Origin of the sequence: Magnetospirillum sp. LM-5 (genome assembly GCF_902729445.1) — a bacterium.
Taxonomy (GTDB): Bacteria; Pseudomonadota; Alphaproteobacteria; order Rhodospirillales; family Magnetospirillaceae; genus Magnetospirillum.
This window is the reverse complement of sequence record NZ_CACVCE010000022.1, coordinates 19,143-41,807: the sequence shown is the minus strand read 5'-3', so window position 1 is coordinate 41,807 and position 22,665 is coordinate 19,143. Positions and strand designations below refer to the sequence as shown.

At 67.2% G+C, this 22,665-nt stretch carries 32 protein-coding genes and 1 pseudogene; 11 read left to right on the top strand and 22 right to left on the bottom strand.

Going from position 1 to position 22,665, the window contains the following annotated elements; translation table 11 throughout:
- From MTBLM5_RS09640 to MTBLM5_RS09625, 4 genes and pseudogenes are all read left to right on the top strand, one after another.
- Positions 1-730 (top strand): annotated as a pseudogene (locus MTBLM5_RS09640) (recombinase family protein); the annotation flags it as partial.
- Positions 730-1,620, top strand: coding sequence for a ParB/RepB/Spo0J family partition protein (locus MTBLM5_RS09635; protein ID WP_173975905.1), 891 nt, complete (start codon positions 730-732; stop codon positions 1,618-1,620). The pseudogene MTBLM5_RS09640 and the gene MTBLM5_RS09635, both read left to right, overlap by 1 nt.
- The gene (locus MTBLM5_RS09630) at positions 1,617-2,084 is read left to right on the top strand and encodes a ParB/RepB/Spo0J family partition protein (RefSeq protein WP_254430977.1); all 468 of its coding nucleotides are present in this window, start codon (positions 1,617-1,619) and stop codon (positions 2,082-2,084) included. Before MTBLM5_RS09635 ends, MTBLM5_RS09630 begins: the two co-directional genes overlap by 4 nt.
- Positions 2,085-2,118: 34 nt before the next feature.
- Entirely contained in the window at positions 2,119-2,706 is a 588-nt protein-coding gene (locus tag MTBLM5_RS09625) for a plasmid partitioning protein RepB C-terminal domain-containing protein (RefSeq protein ID WP_254430976.1), read from the top strand.
- A gap of 209 nt (positions 2,707-2,915) precedes the next feature.
- On the opposite strand, the gene MTBLM5_RS09620 is transcribed toward MTBLM5_RS09625, so the two are convergent.
- From MTBLM5_RS09620 to MTBLM5_RS09575, 10 genes are all read right to left on the bottom strand, one after another.
- Positions 2,916-3,518 carry a hypothetical protein gene (locus tag MTBLM5_RS09620; RefSeq protein ID WP_173975904.1) on the bottom strand — a complete coding sequence of 201 codons (603 nt, stop codon included), beginning with the start codon at positions 3,516-3,518 and terminating at the stop codon, positions 2,916-2,918.
- Positions 3,505-4,134, bottom strand: a complete 630-nt coding sequence (locus MTBLM5_RS09615; RefSeq protein ID WP_173975903.1) for a glycoside hydrolase family 19 protein — start codon at positions 4,132-4,134, stop codon at positions 3,505-3,507. Before MTBLM5_RS09615 ends, MTBLM5_RS09620 begins: the two co-directional genes overlap by 14 nt.
- Before the next feature lie 8 nt (positions 4,135-4,142).
- Complete coding sequence (locus tag MTBLM5_RS09610; protein WP_173975902.1) at positions 4,143-6,443, bottom strand: host specificity factor TipJ family phage tail protein; 2,301 nt, start codon at positions 6,441-6,443, stop codon at positions 4,143-4,145.
- Positions 6,440-6,835: an NlpC/P60 family protein gene (locus MTBLM5_RS09605; RefSeq protein WP_173975901.1), complete on the bottom strand. Its 396-nt coding sequence runs from the start codon at positions 6,833-6,835 to the stop codon at positions 6,440-6,442. Before MTBLM5_RS09605 ends, MTBLM5_RS09610 begins: the two co-directional genes overlap by 4 nt.
- A 68-nt stretch (positions 6,836-6,903) precedes the next feature.
- Complete coding sequence (locus MTBLM5_RS09600; protein ID WP_173975900.1) at positions 6,904-7,428, bottom strand: DUF1833 family protein; 525 nt, start codon at positions 7,426-7,428, stop codon at positions 6,904-6,906.
- On the bottom strand, positions 7,421-7,756 hold the full coding sequence (locus MTBLM5_RS09595) for a hypothetical protein (RefSeq protein ID WP_173975899.1): 336 nt from the start codon (positions 7,754-7,756) through the stop codon (positions 7,421-7,423). The genes MTBLM5_RS09600 and MTBLM5_RS09595 overlap by 8 nt, the downstream gene beginning before the upstream one ends.
- Positions 7,749-8,189, bottom strand: coding sequence for a hypothetical protein (locus MTBLM5_RS09590; RefSeq protein WP_173975898.1), 441 nt, complete (start codon positions 8,187-8,189; stop codon positions 7,749-7,751). Before MTBLM5_RS09590 ends, MTBLM5_RS09595 begins: the two co-directional genes overlap by 8 nt.
- A gap of 11 nt (positions 8,190-8,200) precedes the next feature.
- Positions 8,201-9,097 carry a hypothetical protein gene (locus tag MTBLM5_RS09585; protein ID WP_173975897.1) on the bottom strand — a complete coding sequence of 299 codons (897 nt, stop codon included), beginning with the start codon at positions 9,095-9,097 and terminating at the stop codon, positions 8,201-8,203.
- An 11-nt stretch (positions 9,098-9,108) separates the two neighbouring features.
- On the bottom strand, positions 9,109-9,525 hold the full coding sequence (locus MTBLM5_RS09580) for a hypothetical protein (protein ID WP_173975896.1): 417 nt from the start codon (positions 9,523-9,525) through the stop codon (positions 9,109-9,111).
- A gap of 5 nt (positions 9,526-9,530) precedes the next feature.
- Positions 9,531-10,028 carry a hypothetical protein gene (locus MTBLM5_RS09575; RefSeq protein ID WP_173975895.1) on the bottom strand — a complete coding sequence of 166 codons (498 nt, stop codon included), beginning with the start codon at positions 10,026-10,028 and terminating at the stop codon, positions 9,531-9,533.
- Positions 10,029-10,094: 66 nt separating this feature from the next.
- On the opposite strand from MTBLM5_RS09575, the gene MTBLM5_RS09570 reads away from it, so the two are divergent.
- Positions 10,095-10,328, top strand: coding sequence for a type II toxin-antitoxin system ParD family antitoxin (locus tag MTBLM5_RS09570; RefSeq protein WP_173975894.1), 234 nt, complete (start codon positions 10,095-10,097; stop codon positions 10,326-10,328).
- Positions 10,321-10,617 (top strand): type II toxin-antitoxin system RelE/ParE family toxin, encoded by a 297-nt coding sequence (locus tag MTBLM5_RS09565; protein WP_173975893.1) that lies wholly within the window; start codon positions 10,321-10,323, stop codon positions 10,615-10,617. Before MTBLM5_RS09570 ends, MTBLM5_RS09565 begins: the two co-directional genes overlap by 8 nt.
- Before the next feature lie 4 nt (positions 10,618-10,621).
- On the opposite strand, the gene MTBLM5_RS09560 is transcribed toward MTBLM5_RS09565, so the two are convergent.
- The 3 genes from MTBLM5_RS09560 to MTBLM5_RS09550 all read right to left on the bottom strand — a co-directional run bounded on the left by MTBLM5_RS09560 (position 10,622) and on the right by MTBLM5_RS09550 (position 13,997).
- Complete coding sequence (locus MTBLM5_RS09560) at positions 10,622-13,183, bottom strand: phage tail tape measure C-terminal domain-containing protein (RefSeq protein ID WP_173975892.1); 2,562 nt, start codon at positions 13,181-13,183, stop codon at positions 10,622-10,624.
- A gap of 98 nt (positions 13,184-13,281) precedes the next feature.
- Complete coding sequence (locus tag MTBLM5_RS09555; protein ID WP_173975891.1) at positions 13,282-13,428, bottom strand: hypothetical protein; 147 nt, start codon at positions 13,426-13,428, stop codon at positions 13,282-13,284.
- 44 nt (positions 13,429-13,472) lie between these two features.
- A complete protein-coding gene (locus tag MTBLM5_RS09550; RefSeq protein ID WP_173975890.1) occupies positions 13,473-13,997 on the bottom strand; it encodes a hypothetical protein in 525 nt (174 codons plus the stop codon).
- A 69-nt stretch (positions 13,998-14,066) separates the two neighbouring features.
- On the opposite strand from MTBLM5_RS09550, the gene MTBLM5_RS09545 reads away from it, so the two are divergent.
- Positions 14,067-14,336: a BrnT family toxin gene (locus MTBLM5_RS09545; protein WP_173975889.1), complete on the top strand. Its 270-nt coding sequence runs from the start codon at positions 14,067-14,069 to the stop codon at positions 14,334-14,336.
- Positions 14,296-14,571, top strand: coding sequence for a BrnA antitoxin family protein (locus tag MTBLM5_RS09540; RefSeq protein WP_173975888.1), 276 nt, complete (start codon positions 14,296-14,298; stop codon positions 14,569-14,571). Before MTBLM5_RS09545 ends, MTBLM5_RS09540 begins: the two co-directional genes overlap by 41 nt.
- Here MTBLM5_RS09540 and MTBLM5_RS09535 read toward each other — a convergent pair.
- Genes MTBLM5_RS09535 through MTBLM5_RS09505 form a run of 7 tightly spaced genes read right to left on the bottom strand, consistent with a single transcriptional unit; the run spans position 14,565 to position 19,546 of the window.
- Entirely contained in the window at positions 14,565-15,524 is a 960-nt protein-coding gene (locus MTBLM5_RS09535) for a phage tail tube protein (RefSeq protein ID WP_173975887.1), read from the bottom strand. The genes MTBLM5_RS09540 and MTBLM5_RS09535 overlap by 7 nt on opposite strands.
- 22 nt (positions 15,525-15,546) lie before the next feature.
- Entirely contained in the window at positions 15,547-15,981 is a 435-nt protein-coding gene (locus tag MTBLM5_RS09530; protein ID WP_217425006.1) for an acyl-CoA transferase, read from the bottom strand.
- Entirely contained in the window at positions 15,974-16,606 is a 633-nt protein-coding gene (locus tag MTBLM5_RS09525; protein WP_173975885.1) for a DUF6441 family protein, read from the bottom strand. The genes MTBLM5_RS09530 and MTBLM5_RS09525 overlap by 8 nt, the downstream gene beginning before the upstream one ends.
- Positions 16,603-16,899: a hypothetical protein gene (locus tag MTBLM5_RS09520; RefSeq protein ID WP_173975884.1), complete on the bottom strand. Its 297-nt coding sequence runs from the start codon at positions 16,897-16,899 to the stop codon at positions 16,603-16,605. Before MTBLM5_RS09520 ends, MTBLM5_RS09525 begins: the two co-directional genes overlap by 4 nt.
- Positions 16,899-17,921 (bottom strand): major capsid protein, encoded by a 1,023-nt coding sequence (locus MTBLM5_RS09515; protein WP_173975883.1) that lies wholly within the window; start codon positions 17,919-17,921, stop codon positions 16,899-16,901. Before MTBLM5_RS09515 ends, MTBLM5_RS09520 begins: the two co-directional genes overlap by 1 nt.
- Before the next feature lie 14 nt (positions 17,922-17,935).
- Positions 17,936-18,325 carry a head decoration protein gene (locus MTBLM5_RS09510; protein WP_173975882.1) on the bottom strand — a complete coding sequence of 130 codons (390 nt, stop codon included), beginning with the start codon at positions 18,323-18,325 and terminating at the stop codon, positions 17,936-17,938.
- Between the two features lie 12 nt (positions 18,326-18,337).
- Positions 18,338-19,546, bottom strand: coding sequence for a S49 family peptidase (locus MTBLM5_RS09505; RefSeq protein ID WP_173975881.1), 1,209 nt, complete (start codon positions 19,544-19,546; stop codon positions 18,338-18,340).
- Between the two features lie 75 nt (positions 19,547-19,621).
- On the opposite strand from MTBLM5_RS09505, the gene MTBLM5_RS09500 reads away from it, so the two are divergent.
- Both MTBLM5_RS09500 and MTBLM5_RS09495 read left to right on the top strand, forming a co-directional pair.
- Positions 19,622-19,882: a type II toxin-antitoxin system Phd/YefM family antitoxin gene (locus MTBLM5_RS09500; protein WP_173975880.1), complete on the top strand. Its 261-nt coding sequence runs from the start codon at positions 19,622-19,624 to the stop codon at positions 19,880-19,882.
- The gene (locus MTBLM5_RS09495; RefSeq protein WP_173975879.1) at positions 19,882-20,286 is read left to right on the top strand and encodes a type II toxin-antitoxin system VapC family toxin; all 405 of its coding nucleotides are present in this window, start codon (positions 19,882-19,884) and stop codon (positions 20,284-20,286) included. Before MTBLM5_RS09500 ends, MTBLM5_RS09495 begins: the two co-directional genes overlap by 1 nt.
- Here the strand turns inward: MTBLM5_RS09495 and MTBLM5_RS09490 are convergent.
- Positions 20,267-21,706: a phage portal protein gene (locus tag MTBLM5_RS09490; RefSeq protein WP_173975878.1), complete on the bottom strand. Its 1,440-nt coding sequence runs from the start codon at positions 21,704-21,706 to the stop codon at positions 20,267-20,269. The genes MTBLM5_RS09495 and MTBLM5_RS09490 overlap by 20 nt on opposite strands.
- 3 nt (positions 21,707-21,709) lie before the next feature.
- Positions 21,710-21,919, bottom strand: coding sequence for a phage head-tail joining protein (locus tag MTBLM5_RS09485; RefSeq protein WP_173975877.1), 210 nt, complete (start codon positions 21,917-21,919; stop codon positions 21,710-21,712).
- Between the two features lie 118 nt (positions 21,920-22,037).
- Here MTBLM5_RS09485 and MTBLM5_RS09480 point away from each other — a divergent pair, with 118 nt between their 5' ends.
- Positions 22,038-22,655, top strand: coding sequence for a plasmid pRiA4b ORF-3 family protein (locus MTBLM5_RS09480; protein WP_173975876.1), 618 nt, complete (start codon positions 22,038-22,040; stop codon positions 22,653-22,655).
- Positions 22,656-22,665 lie beyond the last annotated feature (10 nt).

Sequence of the window (22,665 nt, the reverse complement as noted above, 5' to 3'; positions counted from 1 at the left end):
TGCCCTGAAGGCTCAGCGGGTCAGAAATCCGCCGGAAGAGTGGATCCGGGCCGAAGGTGTATTCACCCCCATCGTCGAACTCCAGGACTACCGGGCAGCGCAGGCGATCATCGTCGAGCGGTCGCGGCGGTTTTCCGATGAGGAGATCCTGGACCACCTGAAAGCCCTGCATGCGCGGCACGGGCTGCTGTCGGCCATCGTCATCGACGAGGCCCGCGATGGACCTTCCAGCGGCGCCATCCGCCACCGCTTCGGCAGCCTGCTGCGGGCCTATGCCCTGGTCGGCTACGATCCCGGCCGCGACTACGCCTATATCGAGGACAACCGCCATCTCCGCCGGATGTTTCCGACCGTGGTCGAGGACAGTCTGCGCCGCATCCGGGACCTGGGCGGCTCGGTCCGCCGCGAGCTGGAAAACGATCTCGTGGTGGTGAACGAGGAGTTCTCCCTCTCGCTGGTCATTGCCCGCTGCGAGACCACCAAGGCCGGCGCTCATCGCTGGACCATCCGGCTGGAGACCGGCCTGCTGCCTGACATCACCGTGGCGGTGCGGATGGCACCCGGCAACCGCGACATCTTGGACTATTACCTGCTGCCGTCCATCGACATGACCGTGACGCGGCTGCGTCTGGCCGAGGACAACGGCATCGGCCTCGACGCCTATCGCTTCACCTCCCTGGAGCGCCTCTTCGATCTGACCCGGCGTATCGCCCTGCGCGAGGTGGCGTGATGACGGAGGAAGCGGATCCGGCGCTGATCCACATGATTCCGGTCGATCGAATCCGTGTCGCCAATCCCCGCAGCCGCAACCGAGAGATGTTCGCCGCCCTGGTGGACAGCATCGCCTCGGTGGGGCTGAAGCGGCCAATCACGGTCCGGCGGACGGGGACCGATGAAAATGGTCCGAAATACGATCTGATTTGCGGCCAGGGGCGCCTGGAAGCCGTCATGGCGCTGGGGGAGACGACGATCCCCGCCCTGATCGAGAACACCTCCGAGGTCGAGGCGTACTTGCGCGGCCTGATCGAGAACATGGCGCGGCGCAAGCACACCAACCGCGACCTGCTGACCGCCATCCGCATCATGGAGGATCGCGGCTACACTTCCCCCGAGATCGGCGCCAAGACCGGGCTCGATCCGACCTATATCTCGGAAATCCTGCTTCTGCTGCGCGAAGGCGAGGACCGGTTGATCGCCGCGGTGGAAAGGGGCTGGATGCCCATCTATCTGGCCAGCCAGATCGCCCACAGCGACGATTCCGCCCTGCAGCACAGCCTGATGGATGCCTACCAGGACGGAACCTTGAAAGGCCCTCAGCTTCTCAAGGTCCGGCGCCTGATCGAGCGCCGCAAGCTGATGGGGAAGGCCTATGGCCACAAATTGCCGGGCAAGGACCAGCCTCCTTCCCCGCGACGGCTTGCCCAGGTCTACCAGGAAGAGGTCCACCGCCAGCAGATGCTGATCCGCAAGACCGACATCGGCGAGCAACGACTGATCCTGCTGACCTCGGCGCTGCGCCGCCTGCTGGCCGACGAGCATTTCCGCACCCTGCTGCGGGCGGAAGGACTGATTGACATGCCCAAGCCGCTGGCGGATCGCCTGAAAGGAGAGGCGTCATGACCGGTATCCGGCTTGGCTTCGAGGGCAAAACCATTACATTGCCGCTGGAGCGCATCCTGCCGACCAAGGCGGTGGGCAAGGAAGTCCTTAAGACCCCGAAATTCCGCAGCATCCTGGCGTCCATTCGCCAGGTCGGGCTGGTCGAGCCCTTGGCTGTGTATCCCGAGAAGGCGAAGGAGCGGTCCGGCCCTTACATCCTGTTGGACGGCCATCTTCGCCTGGCGGCCCTGCGGGAGATCGGGGCAGCCGAAGCACGCTGCCTGGTCTCCACCGATGACGAGGGATTTACCTATAACCGGCGGATCGCGCGGATGACAGCGATCCAGGAACACCGGATGCTGTTGCAGGCCATCGAGAAGGGAGTGTCGGCCAAGGACATCGCCGAGGGATTGNGGCCATCTTCGCCTGGCGGCCCTGCGGGAGATCGGGGCAGCCGAAGCACGCTGCCTGGTCTCCACCGATGACGAGGGATTTACCTATAACCGGCGGATCGCGCGGATGACAGCGATCCAGGAACACCGGATGCTGTTGCAGGCCATCGAGAAGGGAGTGTCGGCCAAGGACATCGCCGAGGGATTGGCGGTGGACGTGAAGCGGATTCAGGAGCGGCGCAGCATGCTGGATGGCATCGCCCCCGAAGTGGTCGATCTGCTGAAGGATCGCATGGTGGTGCCAGCGATTTTTCCCGTCCTGCGCAAGATGAAGCCATTTCGCCAGATCGATGCGGTGGAAATGATGATCTCGGCCAACCGCTTCACCCTCTCCTATGCCAAGGTGCTGCTGGCCGCAACCCGGCCCGAGCAGCTGGCCGATCCGGCGAAGCCCAAGAAGCTGGAGGGGATGTCGGCCACCGATATCGCCCGCATGGAACACGAAATGGAACGCCTGCGGCGCGACTATCGCTCGGTCGAGGACAGCCTGGGCGACATCATGCTCAGTCTGGTGGTGACCAAGGGATATGTCGCCAAGCTGTTCCGCAACGAGGCGGTGGCCGATTATATCGACCGTCATCACGCCGAACTGGCCATGGAGATGCGCGGTATCCTGGAGGCGGTCAGCAGCGATGCCCGGACTCTGGACCGGTAGAATTCTCGATACGGGGACCCGGACCCGATAAGCGCGGGGACCACCGGAGACGCCGTCGTACGGGACGGATCAATGGTGGCGGTGGGGATGACGGCGGCCCCGTCCGGAGCCCATCAGCGGCCTGCCACATACGCAGGCCGGAAAACACAAAATAGCGGCCGACCGGGAGAAAGCCTCCCGGCCGGCCGCAGTACTTGAAACGATGCGCTCTATTTCCCGATGATCGGCGGTGCCTGCGCCAGCAGGGTGCGGGTTTGCTCTGAATCCGCCGATCCGCCGAACTCGAAGTCGAACGCGGTAGCGAACTTACCTGCCAGCAACGTCACCACCGAAATGATGCAGCCGCCGACGGCGGTGTTGCCATCGACCTGGCCGAACACCATGAAGGCGATTCCGCCGATGATGCCCATACCGGCGGTGACCAGCAGGACGTTGGCGCGGGTGTTGCTGCGGCCGGCCTTGATGAACTCACTGTCCCTGGCACGGGCGTTCTGACGGTCGGCCAGGGTCGCGGTCAGGGTGGTGAGCGCGCCGGCCATCTGCTGCATCCGCTCCTCGTGGGCAAACGCCTGGGCCTGGGAGCGAAGCTGAAACACCAGAGTGGGATCGGCCAGAGCCTCGCGGGCCTTGCCGGGATCGTCGGTGCCGGTGATGGCGCGGACGGTGTCGGCCAGCTTGTCCACCGCCGTCTCGGCATCGTCGCCGAACAGGCTGGCGATATCGGGGATCACATCCAGCGCTACCTTGGCGAGACCGGCGACCGGATTGACGGCGATGGCGGCGGCATCGCCGAGGAGATCAAGCAAGTTCATGGGACACCTCCAGGGCGGCACAGGCGCGGGCGTAGTGGGCCTTGCGGTCGTCGAGTCCGGTGAGGCCGCCGTTGATGCGCCGTGTGATGGTTTCGATGTCGCGGGCATCGGCTGGTCCGTTGAGGCGGTTGCTGTGCCAGAACCATCCGGCCGAGCGGGCGGCGGGAGCGGGCTGTTCCAGCAGCTCGGGCTGGGCGATCAGGTCGAGGCCGAGGGCGGTGCCGCAGGCGGCATAGTTCGCCTTGCCGGTGACCTGGATCAGGCCACGCCCGCGATAGCGCCAGCCATCGCCGGAGGTCTCGTAGCCATTGCCCATGCGGTTGGCATAGACTTTGGAACCGATGCGTTCCGGCTGGCGGGCATAGGCGGTGGCCTGGCTCGCATCGAAGTGGCGGGGGAACACCAGCAGCAGGGCTTCGGCGGAGTAGTTCAGGTTTTCGACCAGGGCGCGCAACTGGCCGCTTTCGTGGGCGATCTGGGCCAGGAAGGCCGCCAGCCGCAGGGGCGTGTCGATGCTCCATTCGGCGCAGGCCTCGGTCAGCGGGGTGGCGAAGCGGGCAATATCGGTGGGCCGCGCCGCCGGGAGGGCGGCACGCAGGATGTCTGCGGACAGCATGAGAACCTCTAATTTACGTGGACGCGGGAATCCTCGGCGACGGCGACGATCTCGACCTGCTCGGCGCGGGGGCGGATGGCCAGAATGCGGGCGGTCTGCGCCCAGGCCTGGCCAGGGCCGAAGGAGAAATACGTCCGCTCCTCCGAGCCGCCGGTATAGGGGGTGACGGTCAGGGGATCGAGGACGCGGACTTTGGCTGCATCGCCGGTCACCGCCTGTACCCGGAACGGCCCGGCCAGTCCACCGTCGCGGCGACGCAGCGCCAGGTAATGGCTGGCGCCCTCGGTCCAGACCAAAGGCTCGGACAGGGCCAGCACGTCGCCCTGGTGGTCGATCACCTCGCCGCCCTGGCCCCAGCGGGGCATGTCGTGGGTAACGGCGATCAGGTCGCCATAGGTGGGGATCATGCCCTCCAGTTCGGTGCGGAAGGTGACCAGGCGGCGGCGGTAGCGGTTGTTGGCGGCGATATAGAGACCTTCTCGGCAAGCGTGGTCCTTGGCGGTGCAGCCGAACAGATTCACCTTGGCCGGGTTATCGCCGCGGGAATCCGCCAGCTTCGCCGTCGTCTCGTCGGGCTTCCAGGTCCGGGAGGAGAAATACTCCACCGTCACCGCGTCGGCAGTGTCCTCGCCGGGCATGACGTATTTGATCTTGAACGAGCGCTTGACGATGTTGCGCGGCCCGAACATGGCCACCGGCATGGTCTGGGGCGCATCACGGATAATTCGGACGATGCCGCCTTGCTGGATGGGCACGGCGCGGCCGCAGCGGGCGATGCGGGTCAGCGCCTCCCAAACCGTCATGCTGGTGTCGAACACCGCGTCGAAGAAATCGCCACGGGCAGCCCAAACGGCATCCAGGGTGGCGAGCGTCTTGAGGTCGATGCGGCTGTCGGCCAGCTTGGCGCCATAATCGGCCTTGCAGGCATCGGCGAAGGCCCAGGCGATGGAACGGGTCGGCTGCGGGGCCGACCAACCGCCCGCTTCCGACCACACCGGCAGCTTGCGGGTGGCGATGACATTGATCATGCGGCTGGAGCGCTGAGATAGATTGTCGGTGGCGCGCATCTTGACCGCCAGTAAGGTGACGGCGCCGAAATCAGGCTGACCGGTGAGATATGAGCGCAGGGCGCCCCAGCGGATTTCATGGCCGGCGCGTTCGGCGGTGTCCTTGGTGTCCAGTCGCTTGAGACGGACCTCATAGCGGCCCGGCGCCACCGCATAGCGGAAGGACAAACGGATGGCGGTATTGCTGGCGGCGGAGTAGCTTTCGGTCGCCAGCACCGACCAGCCCGCAAGAGCCTCGCCGTCGGCATCGATGGCGCGCGCTTCGACCTGCCACTGGACGGTGCGGCTATCGAGGCTGCCGCCGTCATTGGCGTAATAGAGGCCACGGGGCATCACCACGTCGATGCCCAACGCACCCGCCGAAGTGTCCACCGGGTTGGCGGTGAACGGGCCGACGAAGCCATCGTCGCCGGAGGCCACCAGATTGGGAGCAATCAGTTCCTGGCCGGCAATTTCGGCGGCGGTGACCACGTCCGGCTCGAACAGCGTCACCGGGGAACCGGGCGGGACGATCTCGGTCTGCACCTCCTCGAAGGACGATATGGGCGTGTCCTCGATGCGGATCTGCTCGACCGCATACTCGCCCTGGCCGATGACGTGAAGCTGGTAGAGGTACTGCTCGCCGCCGACGTAATCCTGGTAGGGCTCGGCGGCGAGGTCGGGATAGATCAGGTGGCGGCCATAGATCACCGGAATCGGCTGGCCCAATCGACCCTGGTTGCCCTGAGCCTGGAGCGAATAGGTCGGACTGGGGGCCGGCGCGCTGCCGCTGCCGCCCCAGTTGAGCGACGGCATCGACGGCTTGGGCGCCGGAATCACGGTGTTGATCAGCACCGAGCCGACCATGGCGATGCCGGCGGTGGCCATCGCCGCGGCGGTGCCGGTGGCGGTGTAGCCCATGGCCACCGCCGCCATGGGGCCCAGATAGATGGCGGCCACCATCACCGCGATGGTCAGTACGATCCGCATGGGGTTCTTGCCGCCCCCACCACCGCCCCCGCCGCCCCGGGGCCAGCGAATGACGGTGACGACCTCGCCGTCCACGATGGCCCGGACGGCATAGATGCCGACCGGCACCGTCATGCCGCCGATCAGGATTTCCGGCCCGTCGGGCCAGCAATCCTCGGCGATGCCGCAATCCAGCAGCAGGGCGCCTACAGTGGAGCCAGACTCCACCGCATGAACCGAGCGGCTGGCCACCGGCTCGAACGGATTGGTGACGATGACGATGGAGGCGGTCATGGCGAAAACCGATAGAAGCCCTCGATCGCCCAGCCGTTGAGGCTGAGCGCGTCCGAACGCTGGAACACGACCCCGGCACCCTCGGCGCAATGCAGGACGCCGCCACCATCGACCTCCAACCAGATGCCCACATGGATGGGATGGCGGGAGCGGCGCAGCAGGACGCAGTCGCCTTCCATGGGATCGGGCACCTTGGGCCACCGCCGCCGCTCGGGGTGGTCGCGGAAGGTCCGGCCCATGACCAGCATGTCTTTGGGATTACAGATCTCGGGCAGCAGGCGGCCGAAATGTCGGGCCTGCACCATGCGGACGAATTCCCAGCAATTGAACGAGTCCGGCCCGCTGCCGTGGCTGGACCACGGCAAGCCGATAGTGGCGGCAGCCCAATGCATGATGCCCTCGAAGGAATGGGGTCCAGGGACCGAGTCCCTGGCGGGTACAGGGCAGCGCCCTGCAACGATTACCGCGCCAGTCCGGGAAAGCGCTGGGCGGTATAGGTGATGGAGGGGAAGGACTTGTTGCCGGCGTCCAGCATGCGGGCACGCCCCGTGACCCTCATCGTGTCGGCTTCGACATCGGTCAGGGTCATGGTGATGGGCGGGTCCATATGGGGGCCGTCGAGATCGGTGGAGAGATAGGGCCGCCAGGTGATCTCAATCACCTGCTGGCTGATGGCTGCGCCCTCAAGGGCATCGGTGATGTCGCTGCCGACATTGTCGAGGGTGACGGTGATTTCCGGCACCGGAGCGGTATCCACAGGCGGCGGCGAGAATTCGAAAGCCAGTGCGGCGAAGGTCACCTGCTTGCCGCCGTCGCGGGGCGCACCGGCCTCCAACCGGGCGGTGAGATCGGCATGGTCGCGGACCACCCGGATCGGCTCGGTGAAGCTGGGATGCCAGATTTCCAGCGTATCCAGGATTACCGTACCGCTGGGGGCGGAGGCGAACGCCTCCTTCAGCGCTTGGCTGAGAGCCGGATCAGGCATCCCGCCGGTCCTCGCCATAGGGACACAGGGTGCGGGCTTCCAGCAGCAGGCGGATCTGGTGGACGATCTCGGACAGGCCCTCGACCGCCGAGCGCAGGGCCTCGGTCTGACGGGCCTGCTCCTCGACCACATGGGCGAAGGCCTCGACGGGCACGCCGGACGTATCCGGCGCCCCCCTCTTTCGCGACCACGCCCAGGCGACGATGCCGACGATGATCACTGTGGCGGCGATGGCGGCGACCTGGACCACGGGAGCCGCTTGCCCCCAGGCGCCGACATACTGGGTGGCAACGCCGGCCCAGATGTCGGGAGCTTGCACCTCAGCCATTGGCCGTCTCCGCCGGCTTTGCCGGCAGTTCGCTCGAAGACGGCTCCGCCGTCGGGGGCTTGGGATGGGCCGCCTTGATGCCGTCGCTCCAGGCGATCAGATGGGCGGTGTCGGCAGGCAGTTCGACGCCGGCCGCCTGGGCGGCCTTCAGCCCCTTGATGATGGCGTCCAACTGGTCGCCGAGGGGGCGCTGGGCGAATGCGGCGGCGCGATCCTGGCGGTATTGTGTCGCCACCAGTTCCTCGGCCAGCGCCACCTTGTGGGCGAGGATCTGCTCCTCGGTGGGGGCGTCGAAGCCGTTGGGCCAGTGGATCTGTTCGGGCGCGTCGGGATGGTCCTGGGTGCTGGTGACGGGCACGTCGGAATAGAAGCGCTGGCAGACCTTCCAGGTGGGGATGGTCGCGGCCAGTGCGGCGATGTCGATCTCGGGCATAGCGGTGCTCCTTATGCCGGGGCCTGCAGTTCGAAGACGTGGACTTCCGACCAGCCGTAGCGGGCGACATAGGTGTTCTGGTTGTAGGATTCGTTTACCGAGAACCAGGAACTGCCCTGACACCAGGCGGTGACGCCGAACACCATGGATTGGCCGGCGGCATAGGCGGGGGCGATCAGCACCGAGCCGACCACCTTGTAGGGGCTGTTGCCGTCGCCGTGATAGCCGCTGCCGGACCCGCCGTAATAGTGGCTGCCACCCAGATTGGTCCAGTTCTCGGCGCCCCGCTTCAGCGGCATGGAGGTCGTCACCTGCCAGCCGCCGCCGGCCACGTTGACCATGATCTCGGTGGCGGTATAGCTCTGGTTGGTCGAGAAATGGATGCGGTGATCGACCCAGAACCACGAGCCGGGGCGCACCGGCGTGTAGGTGAAGGTCGAGCCGGTCAGCAGATTGCCCTTGGAGCCCCAGGTCGTTCGGGTGATATCGGCGAAGAAGTGGTGATAGGTGTTGATGACCTTGGAGGCGCCCCACTGGAGCTGGCCGCCCGTTCCCACCTGCAGCACCTGGCCGCTCGATCCCACCGGCAGCCGCGCGGCGCCGCTGCCGCTGTGCCAGAGAAGGTCGCCCTTTGTAGATATCACACCGACAGCGTCGCCCATGGTCTGCACCACCCGGGCGACTTCGGAATCACCGGTGGCGATGACGCGGCCGTTCTGCTCGTCGCCGGTGGCGAGGATACGGGCGTTCTGCATTTCCGAGGTGGCGTTGATGAAGCCGACCACCGAGCTGACGCCCACCGCCTCGGTGGCCTTGGCGAGGTAGACGAGGTCTTCCGCCGAAGCTCCGGCAGCGGCAGCTTCGGCGCGGTTGATGATGGCATCGGCGGCATTGCGCAAGGTGGCCATGGGGTGCTCCTTCACCAGAGTCCAAGAATGCGTTGTCGAAAGAAGACCTTGCGGGGATTGGCGGCATCGCTGATCACCGAGACCGCCGCTTCCACCGCTTGCGCGGCCGCATTGCTGACGGCCTGAGCCGCTGCCGCCTCGGCCGATAGCGCCGCCAAGGTCGCCTGAGCATCGGCGGTCTCGGCGCTGATGCGAGCCGCCTGATCGGCGGCCTGTGCCGAAACCACCGCCTCGGTCAGGTCGCCGGCCTGGTTGGCGATCAGGGCTTCGGCATCGGCCACCACCCGGGCCAGCGTCTTGACCGGCCCGCCCTCGGTGATCACCAAGCTGTCGCCCCCGTCGGCGGGACCGTGGACGATGCGGTGCAGCAGGCTGCCGTCCGCCGTCACCTTGGCGACGGCGGCATTCAAATCCGATTGCAGGGTCATGGTGCCTACCAGGGGTTCGCGCCGGGGAGGCCGGCATGGACGGTGGAATGCAGGGCGTCGATGGCGGCCAGCAGGCCGCTCACGTCCTCGGCCAGCAGGATGTCCAGCGCCCCCTCATCGAGCATGGGGCGCTCACGGATTTCTAGCACCGAGGTGACGATCCAGACCCCGCCCCGGCCGGGCACCGCCTTGTAGGGGGCGTTGCCCTGGCCGACGAAACGGGCCTCGTGGGCGGCGATGCCGATTCCGCCCAGCAGGGAGATGGCGAACCAATCGGCGCCATCGGCCAGCTTCAGGCGGAACCATGCCTCGAAGGTGGCGAAGTCCACATCCCGAAAGCGCCAGCGCACCGGGATACGGGTGGGCGTGCCGGTGAAGCGGCGGCGCTGGCGCGCCGGCCCCGCCTCCATGTCGGTGCGCGACGTGGCGTCCTGGGGTTCGAGGGCGTAGCCGTCGAAGGTGGGCAGCGGCAGCCGGGCGGGCCAGGAAACGAGCGTGGTCATCAGGCCCATCCGGTTAATGGCATTCTTTGGCAAACAATGCCATATTGGCCCCGACAGGAGGTGCCCATGGCGACCATGAACGTTTCCCTGCCCGATCCCATGCGGGACTGGGTGGAATCCCAGATCAAAGGCGGCGAGTACGCCAATGCCAGCGACTACATCCGCGACCTGATCCGCCACGACCAGCGGCGCGCCCAGGCGCTGGAGGCCGCCATCGCCGAGGGGCTGGAGAGCGGGCGCAGCCCACGCAAGGCCGAGGACATCATGGCCGAGGCCAAGGCCCGCCTGCGGAATGGCTGACTACGTCCTTTCCAATGCCGCCGACGGCGATCTGGCCGAGATCTACGTCTATTCCTACCGCAGCTTCGGCGAAGCCCAGGCAGACGCCTATTACCTCGATCTATCCGGCTGCCTGCGGATGCTGGCCGACAATCCCCGGCTGGGACGGCCGTCCGGCCTTTCCCGGCAAGGATTGCTGCGCCACGCCCATGCCGCGCATGTGATCTACTATCTGGTCGAGGATCCCGGCATCTTCGTCGTGCGCGTGCTGCACCATTCTATGGACAGCGAACGCCACATCGAATCCTGACCGCTCACCGATAAGCCCCCGCCGCCGGGTTCAGCCCGTAGCGATGCTCCAGCACCGGGGCCATGCCTTCGCCGCGGCCGATGCGGCGGCTCATGCGGCCTTCGATCTCCTCGACGATGATGTCGAGATGGATGCGGCCGTCCGGCCCCTGGGATTGCTCGGCGCGGGCCTGGGTGCCCGAGGCGTTGTTGTTGACCGTGACCACCACGCCCACCGCCGCCGGCTGCGACAAGGCGGTATTCAGGATACGGTCGGCATTGTCCATCTGCCGGGGCGTGAAGACGCCCTCGCCGACGCGGGCAACGATGGGGCGCTCTCCGGCCACCAGACCACCGCCGTGGAATTTCGGCGCGTTGGCGAAGACCGAGGGGCTGAACGCGCGAGTGTCGAGCCGGTCAAGCCCGATCAGTCCGCCGGTATGGGCGATGGCGAAGTTGCCGGTGCTGGGGACCGGAACGGAGCCACCGCCGCTGGGCCCGGCTGAACCGGTGCCGGAGAAGAAGCTGCCGATGCCGGCGATCAGGCCGCCGAACAGCCCGCCGCTGGCCCCGCCGAACAAGGGCGCCACCACCGCCATGCGCCAGGCGGCGCGCAAGGCCTCCTCGGCCAGGGTGTTGAACAGGTCGCCCGCCGCCAGCTTGCCGGTGGTGGCCCATTTGACGAAGGCATCCTCGCTGGATTTCAGCATGCCGGTGACGGCGCGCTTGGCACCACGGGCGGCATCGGACGAATCCTCGACATAGGCCGCCAAGGCGCGCTTGGCGCCGTCCGACCATTCCCTGGACGCGGCCAGCTTGCGCTTCTCGGCCGCCTCGATGGCGCGGGCATGGCTGTCGGCATCGAGCGCGCCTTGGGCCAGCAGGTCGTTCAGATCACGCAATGTGTCGGCGTATTCCTGCTCGGCGGTGCGGTGCTGACGGACCAGTTCCTTGCCCCGCGCCCGGGCGTCGGCTTCCTCCTTCAGCGCCCGCTGCAATTCGTCGAGCGCCTGTTTCTGGTCGAACAGATCCCCGGCCAGTCGGGCAGCCTCGGCGCGGTCGGTGGCGGAGGCCTCCTTGGGCAGTCGCGACACCGACGGGTCAATGGCGGCCTGCCGGGGCTGCCATGGGGCGGACAATTCCCGCTGGAGATCGTCGAGCACCTTGGCCGTCTGCTCGGCGGCCCGGAGGCGGGCCTCGGCCAGCGGCTTCTCGATGGCCTCGACCTTGCGTGCCGCCACCTGCCGCAGCAGGGCGATTTCGCGGTCGACATCGCCCGCGTCGACCCCCGGCAGCGGTGCCTTCTTGCGCGCACCCTCTATGTCGCGGGCCAGTTGGGTCTCGATGGCTGCGATCTTGCCAGCGGCATCGGTGGCCGCCTTGACCTTCTCCTCCTCCAGCGCCTTCAGCCGCACCGACATGGCCTCGGCATTGCGATCGCGCTCGGCCGCCTGGCGACCTGATTCGGCCTGGTCACGCTCGGCTTCGAACGCCGCCACCTCTGTGCGGCCCTTCTCGACCAGGGTGTCGATGTCGCGGCGGAGCAAGTCGGCCTGCCGGCGCAACTCCGCCATGCGGCGGCCGGTGACGCCGATGCCCTGGTATTCGGCGATCCGGCCCTCGACCTCGACCAGTTGCCGGCTCTTGGCCGCCACCCCTGCTGCGATGTCGGGGCCCTTCAGCAGGTCGCGGATCCCGTCGACCATGCCGGTCAGGTCGTGCAGCACGCCTTGCGCGCCCCTTCCCACCGTGCTGGTGCGGGCGATTTCTTCGAGCAGGTTGCCCCAGGCGGCGGCGAGATGGTGGGCGGCCCCGGTCAGACCCGCCGCTTCCGCCGCCCCCGCGCCGCCGACCTGTTGCTCCAGGGCGTCGAGCACGATCCTTTGGGCACCGGCGACATCGCCGGTTTCGACCAGCGTGCGGATCACCTCCTTCTGGGTGGCCGAGAACGACACCCCGACCCGCTTCAGCGCAGAGATGCCCTCGATGGGGTCCTCCAGCGCCTTGCCCAACTGGGTGGCCGAGGACGACAGATCCTGGCGGAACACTGCCGACAGGTCCTGGGCCAGCCGGATGGCGCGGGTGAAGGTGTCGCCCGAGACCGAACGGAAGGTCGCCATGACGGCGGACGCATCCATCACCCCCTCGGCGGTGGCCAGCGTGCCGGTTTCCATCTCGTCGGCCAGCGCGGCCAGTTGGCCGGCGGTCAGCCCCGAGGCGGCGCCGGTCGCCTTCAGCACCGCCTCCAGCCGGCGCAGCGACTGGTCGGCGGATTCCATCTCGCGCACGCCCTGCACCAGGGCGGCGCCGACGGCGCCCACCGCTGCCGCGGCGATCAGACCGGTGCGCCCGGTGGCCATCAGCGCATCGCCGAACAGGCCCATCCGCCCGGCCATGCCCTCGACCACGCCGCGCACGCCCTGGCCGACCTCGTTGATCGCCAGCAGCGCCTTCGACGCCGGCTGTGCCGCCCGCTCGATCCGCTCCAGCGCCCGGCGGCCGTCCTCGCCCAATTGCATCAGGGCGCGGCGGAACACCTCGCCGTCTTCGAGGGCAAGGCGGATGGAGACGGTGCGGGCGGCAGTCATTCGTTGTCCCTCAATCGCCGGGCGCGCGCCTCCGCGCGCTTGGCTCCTCCGCTACGCTCCGGGGCGCTCAATGCGCCCGCGCTCGGACTTCGCCTCGCTCATTCACGATCTCTTTCGGCCAGGGCCTCGCGCATTCCCGCTTCCGCGAACGGCAGCAGCAGGGCCAGCGCCCACTCGTCGAAGCCCAGCGCACGGCCATGGGCGAGCAGGCCGGCGATGTCGAAGTGGGCCGGGTCGGCGCGCATCAGCATCTCCCAGGCCTGCCAGCCCTGTTCGGTGCGGGGTTCGTTCAGGTCGGTGGGGCAGCTTCCGTCACCGGCGCAGGGGGCACCGTCGTCGTGGCACTGGCGGCAGTATCCCGGCCCGCCGCCGAAGTGCCATCGGCTGCGGGCCTGGAGGCGTTTCCCTCGGCGAGCACCGCCTCATGGGGCGCGGTGTAGAGGCCGACGAAGGCCTCGGCCACGCCCTGGATCAGCATCAGATCGGCGACATGGGTGTCGGACACCGCAGCCGGAGCGCCTTCGGCCTCCAGCACCCCCTCCCAATCCAGGATGGCTGTGCGGGCCAGCGCCTGCGCGAACAGCAGTTGCGAGAACCCCGCCACGGCATCGTCGTCGCGCAGATCGGGCAGGCCGGAGACGTCGCCGCCGACCGCCTTGAGATCGGCGAACTCGCGGGCAATCGCACGGGCCTTGCGCCAGCCCTTGATGCGGGCGGCCTCATAGGTGGCGGTGGTCAGCGGGCGGACGTGGAGCCGCACGCCGAACGGAAGATCGAGCCAATAGGGCTCCTTGGGCAGGCACAGACGGATCATGGGGCGGCACCCCGTTTCTGTAGATACTAAATCTTTGACAGGACGGGTTTCCGTCCCTACATTAACCCCATGGATACCTGGGACGAGACCAAGCGGATCAAGACCCTCGCGGAGCGGGGGCTCGATTTCGCCGACGCTGAACAGGTATTCGCGGGAACGCACTACACACGGCCAGACGACAGGGCGGAATACGGCGAAGTGCGCCTGATCACCGCCGGCTATCTCGACGGTCGTTTCGTGGTGGTAGTCTGGACACCGCGCGATGGGGCGCGGCGCATCATTTCAATGAGGCATGGCCATGCAGCCGAAGAAGCCATCTGGCGAAAGCACCTGGGTTGACCCCGACGACGCCCCCGAGCTGACCGAGGAATGGTTTGCCTCCGCCGACCTGTACCAGGGCGAGAAGCTGGTCCGGAAGGGTGGGCGGCCGAAGTCTCCCAACCCGAAGCAGATGGTCAGCCTGCGCCTTGATCCCGGTGTGCTGGAATATTTCCGGGCGACTGGGCCGGGATGGCAGTCGCGCATCGACGCGGCCCTGCGCGAATACGTCCAATCCCATCGCCCGCATCAATAGGCGGGGACGTCGTTGACCAGGGTCACGCGCAGCAGATACCCCGCCACCGGATCACGGGCGGCACGCCAGTCGTAGGCCGCCTGGATGCCGCCGGGGCCTTTGATCTCCTGCTTCTTTTTGGGCAGAAAGACGCGGGGAAGATGGAAGCGCAGGGCATAATCGGTGCCGGGGATGGTGAAGCCGTATTGCATCTCGACCGGGCTTTCCGCGGCAATGGCACTGGTCAGCGTGGCATCGGTGCCGAAGCGCACCTCGACCGAGCCCTCGGCGGTGGCCTCGGTCTCATCGACACCGTCGATCAGGCCGTCGGAGCGGATGGTCTCGACCGGCTCGAGATTGTTGGAGAACGACAGGCGCCCGCCGACCACATTGGCCAGCGGTTGGCCGCCCACCAGGATGCTGCCGCTGCCCTGGCTGAAGCGGCGCAGGGCGAAGCCGGCCGGTGCGGCATCGATGGTGGTGGCGGACTCGCTCTCGCCTTGGGCGATCACCGCGATGGTGGCGTTGGCGGGTCCGGAGCGGGCCATGTCGACGGCGAGGCTGCCCAGCTTGGCGCCCGAGTGGCGGAAGAACTTGGGCGTGGCCAGGGTCGGATGGCCGATTTCGAGGGCCAGGCTCGGCAGCGCGCCGCCCGAGGTGAAGGCGTGGGTGAAGCCGGTGCCGGCATCGCCACTGGTGGCGGGGGCGCCGAGCAGTCCCTTCAGCCAGAAGCCGAGGCTGCGCAGATCGAGCGGCACACCGAATTCGCCCTCGTCCTTGACCGCCTCGTAGAACGGGTCCTGGGCGTCGCGGCCCTGGCCCAGCAGCGGGTCGTAACCCAGCGGCCGCTCGGCGCCCAGGCTGGTTTCCTTGAAGGACAGCCTGGTGTAGCCGTCGGCCGGCATGGTGCCATAGGCCGCCTCGAAGGCGGCCAGCAGGATGCAGTCGGCGCCGTAGGCGCGCGTCTTCGACATGGGACCGGTTCCTTTGTCTGGATCAGCCGAGCGGCGAGTCGGCGGTGTATTCGAGGACGACGATGACCTTGGCCCCCTTGAGGCCAGCGGCGCCGTCGATCGCCTCGGTGATGAATTCCGGCGGCTCCGGCATTGTCAGATCCACCGAGCCGCCGAGGGTAGGATCGGCCGCCAGCCGGTCGCCGATGAGGGTGAGGATGCCGTCCAGCATCCCGTCGCGGTCTTCCGGGGTGGCTCCCTGCACCACCACCTCGATCTCGGCGCGGCGGCTGTGGATGTAGGCGGGCGGCGACAGCAGCATGTCCGGCTCGGCGCCGCTGCCGTCGAACAGGGTGATCAGCCCGCCCGCCGGAATCTTGGCCGCCAGCGGCTCGTTGCGGCGAACGGTCGCATCGGGAATGCCGGTCAGCAGCGCCGCCAGCGCCTTCATGGCGGTCTCGCGGGGAGAGTCAGCCATCGTTCTTCCCCAGCGCCGAGACCAGTGTGGTGACCAGCCGCCGCTCGGCCGCCCCCTTGGCCCTGTTGATGTCGAGACGTTTGCGCAAGGTCACCTGCGGATAGAGCAGGAACATGATGGCGGTGGCGGCATTGCGCCCGGTCCTGGACCTGGCGAAGCCGCCACGCTTGCCCGTCCGCGCCCGCATGTCGTCGGCCACTAGCAGCGACGGGCCGCCCCTGCGGTAGACGAAGCGGAGCGGAATGCCGAGCCGCTCCTCGACCAGCCGGGGCGTCGGGCGTTTCTTGCCGATGCGGGCCGGGCAGCCGGGACCGGGCACCGCCAGCCAGAAGCCGTCGGCCGAGCGGATGGTGGCGCCCTCGTCAAAGGCCCGGATGATATGGGGCGCCTTGCTCCACACCAGCCCGGCGGGGCACAGGGACTCGCCGGAAGCCGGATAGGTCTGCGACCGCCAGCTATTGGCCAGCCGCTGGCCAAGGCCGGCACCGGTGACTTGGGCACGCAGGTCCAGCTTCAGCCCGTTGGTGGCATCGCGCATGGCCGAACTGGCGGCCCGTTCGGTCGCTTTCACCTCGTCGGCCATGACGCGGGTGAGATCGCCCCGGATGGCGGCAAGCACCCTCATGTCGGCCTCACGGTGATGGTCCACACCAGCCGCTCGGCATCCAGGCGGGGTTCGCCCTGGACGACGAAGCTGTCGCCGTCATGGATGATCACATCTCCCGCCTGGGGTTCGGGAACGTCCCGCCGCCGGATCTCGAACACCGCCGTCGCCGTATGCACGGCAATATCGGCGAATTCGACCTCGCGGTCGGGCCGCCGCACCAGGGCACGCACGGGGCTGCCCTGGTAGCTGACGGTGACGGCCATGTTCGGATCAGAGAACAGGTCGTCGATAGCATCGGCGAAGGCGGTCATCAATTGCCCGAGAGCAGGCGAACCGCCAGACGCGGGCGCTTGTTGACCGGCAGGATGGAGGCCTCGGTCTTGACGTCGATGGCGCTGCCGTCCTGGCGGGCCAACTGGCGGGCGTACATGGGCACGCCCAGGGTGTTGACCGTCTCGATCAGGTTGGCCGGGGCGCCATAGGTGACGAAGGTGTCCATGGTGCCGAGCGGAAAGGCGATACCCTCGCCGGCCGGGATCAGGGTTTCGGTCTGGCCGGTGGAAAGGGTGACGGTGGCGTTGTATTCCTCGAACACCATGCCGGCGAAGGGGAAGCGGCGGCGCACGTCCTCTCGCAGCGGCTGGGCGCCGGCCGACGAGAAGAACTGGTAGGCCGTCTCGACCTTGGCATGGCCGATCAGCTTGTCGAAGAATTCCGGGGAGACCAGGGCCAGCACGCTGGTCATGGTCTCGCCCTTCAACTCGGTCTCGACCTTACGCAGCACCTCGCGGATCTTGGCCTGGACATTGGTGGTGGCGGTGCCGAGAGCGAAATCCACCTGCTGGCGGCTCAGGCCGAACTCGCTGAAGTAGTCGTACAGGGTGGACCCGCCGCCATCACGGACGATGCCCTTCAGGGCGTTGACCTCCATGAACTCGCGGGTCTGGGCATGCTTGCTCCGCATGCGGGTCAGCTTGCGCTCCATGACGGTGGCCAGGGGATCGGCGGCATCGGCGACGCCGAAGCCGCGCACGCCCTGGACGTCCTGGGGGGTGATGGAATCGTCGTGGGGAATCCACGGCACAGTGAAGGACCGCATGGAGCGGGTGTCGCGGTTGGCGACCGTGGCCGGGCCACCCAGCGGCACGGTGGGCAGCAGGTTGAGGACACCCTCGGCCTGCTCGATGATGACGCTGCGCTGGGTGACACCCTCGAAGCGGAACAGCCCCATCTGGCCCAGCCGGGTGTAGAGGTTGGGCAGGATGTTGATGGCCTGGGTCATCTCGGCGAGCGAATAGCCGCCCGCGTCGAAGGGGTTGATGATGGCGTTCATGGGAAAGGCTCCGATCAGACGGTGGCGCGGGCAACCAGACCCACAGTGGCAAGCTGGACAATCTTGGCGGTGCGTTCGGCGGGCTGGTCGACCGAGGCGTCGAACGCCAGGGCGGCTTCGGCCAGGATGACCGGGCCACGGGCGGCGATCAGGCCGGTGACGGCGCCGCCGCTGGCATCCACCGCGTCCAGCAGCACGGCAATGGCGGTTTCGGCCCCCTCGTCCCCGGCCACCTCGGCGGCGGGCGACAGGCGGTATTCGCCGCTGGCGGTGATGCGGCCCAGTACCGCGCCCAAAGGATAGGCAATGCCGGCCTTCAGCGTCACGGTCTCGCGGCCATAGCTGGGATTGCACTCGAATTTCAGCAGGTCGCCCAGGGTGGGCGGAGCGGTCAGCACAGGCATGGTGGCGGTTCCTTACTTGCGGGCGGCGGCTTCGCGGGCACGCCGGACGATGGGGCTTTCGATGTCCGCTTTGGGGGCTGCGACTGGTAGAGCGGCTGCCACCACGTCGGTGGCGTCGGACCGCTCGGCCAGTTGATCCAGCACGGTGCGGCGCAGCGCCTCGGGACGAATGCCCTTGGCCATGGCCTCGGCGGGATCGATGGTGACGCCGAGGCGGGCGGCCTGGGCGGCGATGGCGCTGATCTCGGAATATTCGGCGCGCAGGCGCTGCTCCAGATCGGCAGAGGGAACCTGCTGCGGCTGGGGTGCAGCAGCGGTGATGGGGACTTCCCCCTGGGGTTCGGACATCGGAACTTCCTTTCGGGCGGCGATGGGACGGGAAACGGTGGGTCGGGCCAGCGCGGCGCCGAGATCAGCCAGGGCAACGCGCAGGGTGCCGACCTTGTCGGCCAGCCCGGCGGCCACCGCCTGGTCACCGCGATAGACCGCAGCCTCGGTGGCCCGCACTGCGTCGGGAGACAGCCGCCGCCGCTCGGCCACCAGGGTGGTGAACTTCCCGTAGAGGGCGTCCACGTCGGCCTGGAGCGTGGCGCGGGCCGAATCGGACAGCGGCTGATGCGGGTTGCCATCGACCTTCGCCGCCCCGGCATGGACGAAGGTCCAGGCCAACCCCGCCTGAGCGTCGGCCCCGGATTCGTCGCGGTGGACCGCCACCACGCCGATGGAGCCGACCTCGCCGGTCTGGGTGACGTAGAGGCGGTCGGCGGTGCAGGCGATGGCGTAGGCCGCCGACAGGACCGCCTCGTCGGCCACCGCCCAGATGGGCTTGCCGCATTGGGCACGGATGGCCTGGATGTGGTCGACCAGATCGAACAGCCCGCCAACCTCGCCGCCAGAGGAATCCACGTCCAGCAGGATGGCGCGGATGCCGGGATCGGTCGCTGCCGCCTCGATGGCATCGGCGATGTCGGAATAGGCGGCCAGGCCACTGGCCGCGCCGAGGTATCCCGACCGCGCCACCAGGGTGCCGATCACCGGGATAATCGCGATACCGTCGGGCGTCACCGCCACATCGGTGGCCGAGGCCGCATCCCCGTCGAACGAAATCGCCTGCCCGGCCAGCCGAGGGGCAAGGGCGCCCAGGATCGCATCCAGCTTGGCGCGGGCGACCAGCAGCGGCGTCCCGTAGAGACGGGCCGCAAGGTGTGGCAAATCGTGCATGGTGAGGGCGTTACCTTGACAGGACGGGACCGCAGCCCCACTATCTGGCTAGTTTAGCTGGCCAGGATGAAAGCAATGCCGGAACCGCGTTGGTCCCTTCAGGATGCCAAGAACAGCTTCAGCGCCGTGGTCGATGCGGCCCTGCACGGGCGTCCGCAGACCGTCACCAAGCGAGGCAAGCCCGCCGTCGTCGTACTGTCGGTTCAGGAATACGAACGGCTGCATCACCGGCACGATTCCGGCACTCCGTCGTTCGTCGACCATCTGCTGGCCATGCCGCAGGGTGATGTGGAGTTCGAGCGTCAGCCGATCACGCTGCGTGAGGTCGAATTCTGATGTTCCTGCTCGACACCGTGGTGCTGTCTGAACTGCGCAAGCGGGATCGGAACCCCAACGTGGTTCGCTGGCTCACCGGCAAGGCAGCAGATGACATCTTCCTGAGTGCGGTGACCATCGGCGAGATCGAGCGGGGCATTGTCCGCCAGAGGGGGAAAGATCCCGCCTTCGCCGAAGCGCTGGAAAGCTGGCTCGACCGCACCATTCAGATCTATGGGGATCGCATTCTGCCGGTGGATACCCGGATCGCCCGCCGATGGGGCAACCTCAGCGCCCGCATCGGCAACGATGGGGCCGATCTGCTGATCGCCGCCACCGCTCTGGAACATGGGCTGACCGTGGTCACCCGCAATGTGCGGCACTTCGAACCCACCGGAGTTGCGCTCATGGACCCGTTTGAATAGGAGCGTCGCCGCCGGGAAGCGGTGACGGCGTTGCGCAAAACACCAGCCCCAACCGCTGTTCCCGTTCCCGGTCGGCGGCGATCTCGGCATCCACCTGCTCGGCGTCGAAACCACGCTCGGCCAGGGCCTGGGTGCGACTTTTCAAGCCGGCATTGATCTGCTCGATCTCGGCCTTGGCGTCCTTCAGCGGATCGACCCAGTCCCATTTGGGCGGCAGCCAGGAACAGGCGATGAAGCCGGCTCGGTTCGGCTCATAGCCCTTGATGGACAGCGCCCCGGACATCACGGCGATATCCATCCACCGCTGCCAGACGGCCCGGCAAAGCTGGAATACCATGACTGCATGCTGCCAGGCGTCGATGCGGCGGCGGAACTCCAGCAGCGCCAGCCGCGAGTTGGAGTAATTGGCCTTCAGCATGTCGTTGGACAGGTAAGCGTAGGGCACGCCCAGGGCGGCGGCGATCTGCAGCAGCGTCCGGTACTGGAACGCCTCGTAGGAGCCGCCCACATCGGCGGGGGCCGAGGTCTGGATCTGCTCACCTGGTTCCAGCATCACCACCTGGCCGGGCTGAACGTCCATCACCCGGTCACCGGTGCCGGCGTCTTCGGCAATGTCGAACGGCTCTCCCGGCGACGGCGTGGTGACGAACAGGGCGTACATCGCCGCCACCTTCTTGCGGTCGAGTTCTGCGTCGTCGTACTGGTCGAGGAGGAACATCTTGACGATGGCCGGCGCGAACCGGGAGACACCGCGCAACTGGCCGGCATCCACCGGATCCATCACATGGATGATCTCGCTGGCCGGCACCCGCACCACCTCGCCGGCCATGCCGGGATCGGTGACGTCGCCGGGATGGCGGCGCAGGAAGTGATAGGCGACGCGGCGGCCGATGCGGTCGAACTCGATGCCCTGGCGAACGACATTGCCGCCGGGCAGGGTCTCGTTCCTAGTCAGCGGCAGCATTTCTGAGGGCAGCATCTGCAATTGCAGCGGCACCGCCAGCCCATCCTCGGGCCGGCGGGGACGAAAGCGGAAGAACACCTCTCCGGTGATGAATACTTCGCGGGCGGCACGGCGCTGCAAGCCGTAGAAATCGGTCAGGCCCTCAGCGTCGGCCTCGTCGGTCCAGGTCAGCCACAGCTTCTGCACCTCGGCCTTCAGGGCGGGATCGGCGATCAGCGAGGACGGCTTGATCCCGGCGCCGACCACGTTGCCGGCCCAGCTTTCGATGGCGTTGGCGGCATAGCCGTTGTTACGGACCAGATGCCGGGCACGCGCCGTGATGTCCGGCCCGGCTGCGGCGATCAGGGTGTTTAGATGGGCGCGGGTGGGCTGGAAGCCCTTCAGCCGGCGGTTGCCCATGCCGGCCTCAAACCCGCCCAGCCAGGCGCCCACCTTGCGGCGGATACTGCCGAGCATGGTCTACAGGCCCTTGCTGGCGACGGTCAGGATGTGGCGACGCCGGCCCGTGCCCTCGGCCTGGGCAATACGGCGGTCGAGATCGGCCAGCACCTTGGCGGCCTGGGCCAGATCGTATTGGACGGTGCGGTCGCCGACAGTGACCCGGCTGACCAGCGCATTGCGCCGGGCCAGCACTCTCTCACGCTCGGCCTTCAGTTCGTCGATGGTCATGGATCATCCCCGACAGCAGCAAGGCTGCGCATGGCAGAGAAAATTTGATGTGCGCGATTGATGCGGGCACGGGTCGCCGGATACCGTATGGCAACGAAAGAATTCAAAAAGGTGGCGCATGATCGAACCGATCGCCCGGATCCGGATCGAACTTCAAGACATCGAGCCCAAGATCTGGCGACGGGTTGATGTCCCTTTATCGACCAGCTTGATGGGGGTGCACGACATCATCCAGGTGGCCATGGGCTGGCAATGCGAGCACCTGTTTGAATTCCGGGTTGGGGACAAGATTTACAGCGAGCCCTATCCCGACGATGACATGTACGCGCGCAAGACCTACAACGCCAAAAGCATCCGCCTCAAGACGCTGGTCGAGCGAGGTGTCGGGCGATTCCTCTACACTTACGATTTCGGTGACAACTGGCAGCACGACATCGTCATTGAATCCGTGCGGGACGGCGATGCCGAGATCGACTACCCCGTGTTCGTCGATGGCGCCAGGCGGTGTCCCCCCGATGATGTTGGAGGGTCTTCCGGCTTCATGGATTTTCTCGAAGCGATGCTCAATCCTACCCACGAAGAACATCATCAGATGCTCAAATGGTACGGGAAGCCGTTTGATCCCCAGGACATCAACGACGCCCATGTGCGGCGGGTTCTGTCCTGGTTTGCCGACCGTCGGCGCGGACCATTGGCCAGCCATCGCAATGGTCGCCGCAAGAAGGCGATCAATTAAGGTAGAGAAT

Excerpts from the sequence above, each read along its gene's own strand:
- MTBLM5_RS09570 (WP_173975894.1), top strand. The coding sequence starts at position 10,095 with ATGGCGACCATGAACGTTTCCCTGCCCGATCCCATGCGGGACTGGGTG.
- MTBLM5_RS09530 (WP_217425006.1), bottom strand. The coding sequence starts at position 15,981 with ATGGCTGACTCTCCCCGCGAGACCGCCATGAAGGCGCTGGCGGCGCTG.
- MTBLM5_RS09600 (WP_173975900.1), bottom strand. The coding sequence starts at position 7,428 with ATGCCTGATCCGGCTCTCAGCCAAGCGCTGAAGGAGGCGTTCGCCTCC.
- MTBLM5_RS09595 (WP_173975899.1), bottom strand. The coding sequence starts at position 7,756 with ATGGCTGAGGTGCAAGCTCCCGACATCTGGGCCGGCGTTGCCACCCAG.
- MTBLM5_RS09610 (WP_173975902.1), bottom strand. The coding sequence starts at position 6,443 with ATGACCGCCTCCATCGTCATCGTCACCAATCCGTTCGAGCCGGTGGCC.
- MTBLM5_RS09515 (WP_173975883.1), bottom strand. The coding sequence starts at position 17,921 with ATGAACGCCATCATCAACCCCTTCGACGCGGGCGGCTATTCGCTCGCC.
- MTBLM5_RS09520 (WP_173975884.1), bottom strand. The coding sequence starts at position 16,899 with ATGACCGCCTTCGCCGATGCTATCGACGACCTGTTCTCTGATCCGAAC.
- MTBLM5_RS09575 (WP_173975895.1), bottom strand. The coding sequence starts at position 10,028 with ATGACCACGCTCGTTTCCTGGCCCGCCCGGCTGCCGCTGCCCACCTTC.
- MTBLM5_RS09485 (WP_173975877.1), bottom strand. The coding sequence starts at position 21,919 with ATGACCATCGACGAACTGAAGGCCGAGCGTGAGAGAGTGCTGGCCCGG.
- MTBLM5_RS09590 (WP_173975898.1), bottom strand. The coding sequence starts at position 8,189 with ATGCCCGAGATCGACATCGCCGCACTGGCCGCGACCATCCCCACCTGG.
- MTBLM5_RS09585 (WP_173975897.1), bottom strand. The coding sequence starts at position 9,097 with ATGGCCACCTTGCGCAATGCCGCCGATGCCATCATCAACCGCGCCGAA.
- MTBLM5_RS09625 (WP_254430976.1), top strand. The coding sequence starts at position 2,119 with ATGACAGCGATCCAGGAACACCGGATGCTGTTGCAGGCCATCGAGAAG.
- MTBLM5_RS09635 (WP_173975905.1), top strand. The coding sequence starts at position 730 with ATGACGGAGGAAGCGGATCCGGCGCTGATCCACATGATTCCGGTCGAT.
- MTBLM5_RS09535 (WP_173975887.1), bottom strand. The coding sequence starts at position 15,524 with ATGTCGAAGACGCGCGCCTACGGCGCCGACTGCATCCTGCTGGCCGCC.
- MTBLM5_RS09560 (WP_173975892.1), bottom strand. The coding sequence starts at position 13,183 with ATGACTGCCGCCCGCACCGTCTCCATCCGCCTTGCCCTCGAAGACGGC.
- MTBLM5_RS09615 (WP_173975903.1), bottom strand. The coding sequence starts at position 4,134 with ATGCTGTCCGCAGACATCCTGCGTGCCGCCCTCCCGGCGGCGCGGCCC.
- MTBLM5_RS09580 (WP_173975896.1), bottom strand. The coding sequence starts at position 9,525 with ATGACCCTGCAATCGGATTTGAATGCCGCCGTCGCCAAGGTGACGGCG.
- MTBLM5_RS09490 (WP_173975878.1), bottom strand. The coding sequence starts at position 21,706 with ATGCTCGGCAGTATCCGCCGCAAGGTGGGCGCCTGGCTGGGCGGGTTT.
- MTBLM5_RS09620 (WP_173975904.1), bottom strand. The coding sequence starts at position 3,518 with ATGAACTTGCTTGATCTCCTCGGCGATGCCGCCGCCATCGCCGTCAAT.
- MTBLM5_RS09500 (WP_173975880.1), top strand. The coding sequence starts at position 19,622 with ATGCCGGAACCGCGTTGGTCCCTTCAGGATGCCAAGAACAGCTTCAGC.
- MTBLM5_RS09555 (WP_173975891.1), bottom strand. The coding sequence starts at position 13,428 with ATGCGCGCCGACCCGGCCCACTTCGACATCGCCGGCCTGCTCGCCCAT.
- MTBLM5_RS09495 (WP_173975879.1), top strand. The coding sequence starts at position 19,882 with ATGTTCCTGCTCGACACCGTGGTGCTGTCTGAACTGCGCAAGCGGGAT.
- MTBLM5_RS09510 (WP_173975882.1), bottom strand. The coding sequence starts at position 18,325 with ATGCCTGTGCTGACCGCTCCGCCCACCCTGGGCGACCTGCTGAAATTC.
- MTBLM5_RS09565 (WP_173975893.1), top strand. The coding sequence starts at position 10,321 with ATGGCTGACTACGTCCTTTCCAATGCCGCCGACGGCGATCTGGCCGAG.
- MTBLM5_RS09525 (WP_173975885.1), bottom strand. The coding sequence starts at position 16,606 with ATGAGGGTGCTTGCCGCCATCCGGGGCGATCTCACCCGCGTCATGGCC.
- MTBLM5_RS09505 (WP_173975881.1), bottom strand. The coding sequence starts at position 19,546 with ATGCACGATTTGCCACACCTTGCGGCCCGTCTCTACGGGACGCCGCTG.
- MTBLM5_RS09480 (WP_173975876.1), top strand. The coding sequence starts at position 22,038 with ATGATCGAACCGATCGCCCGGATCCGGATCGAACTTCAAGACATCGAG.
- MTBLM5_RS09605 (WP_173975901.1), bottom strand. The coding sequence starts at position 6,835 with ATGCATTGGGCTGCCGCCACTATCGGCTTGCCGTGGTCCAGCCACGGC.
- MTBLM5_RS09550 (WP_173975890.1), bottom strand. The coding sequence starts at position 13,997 with ATGATCCGTCTGTGCCTGCCCAAGGAGCCCTATTGGCTCGATCTTCCG.
- MTBLM5_RS09540 (WP_173975888.1), top strand. The coding sequence starts at position 14,296 with ATGCAGCCGAAGAAGCCATCTGGCGAAAGCACCTGGGTTGACCCCGAC.
- MTBLM5_RS09545 (WP_173975889.1), top strand. The coding sequence starts at position 14,067 with ATGGATACCTGGGACGAGACCAAGCGGATCAAGACCCTCGCGGAGCGG.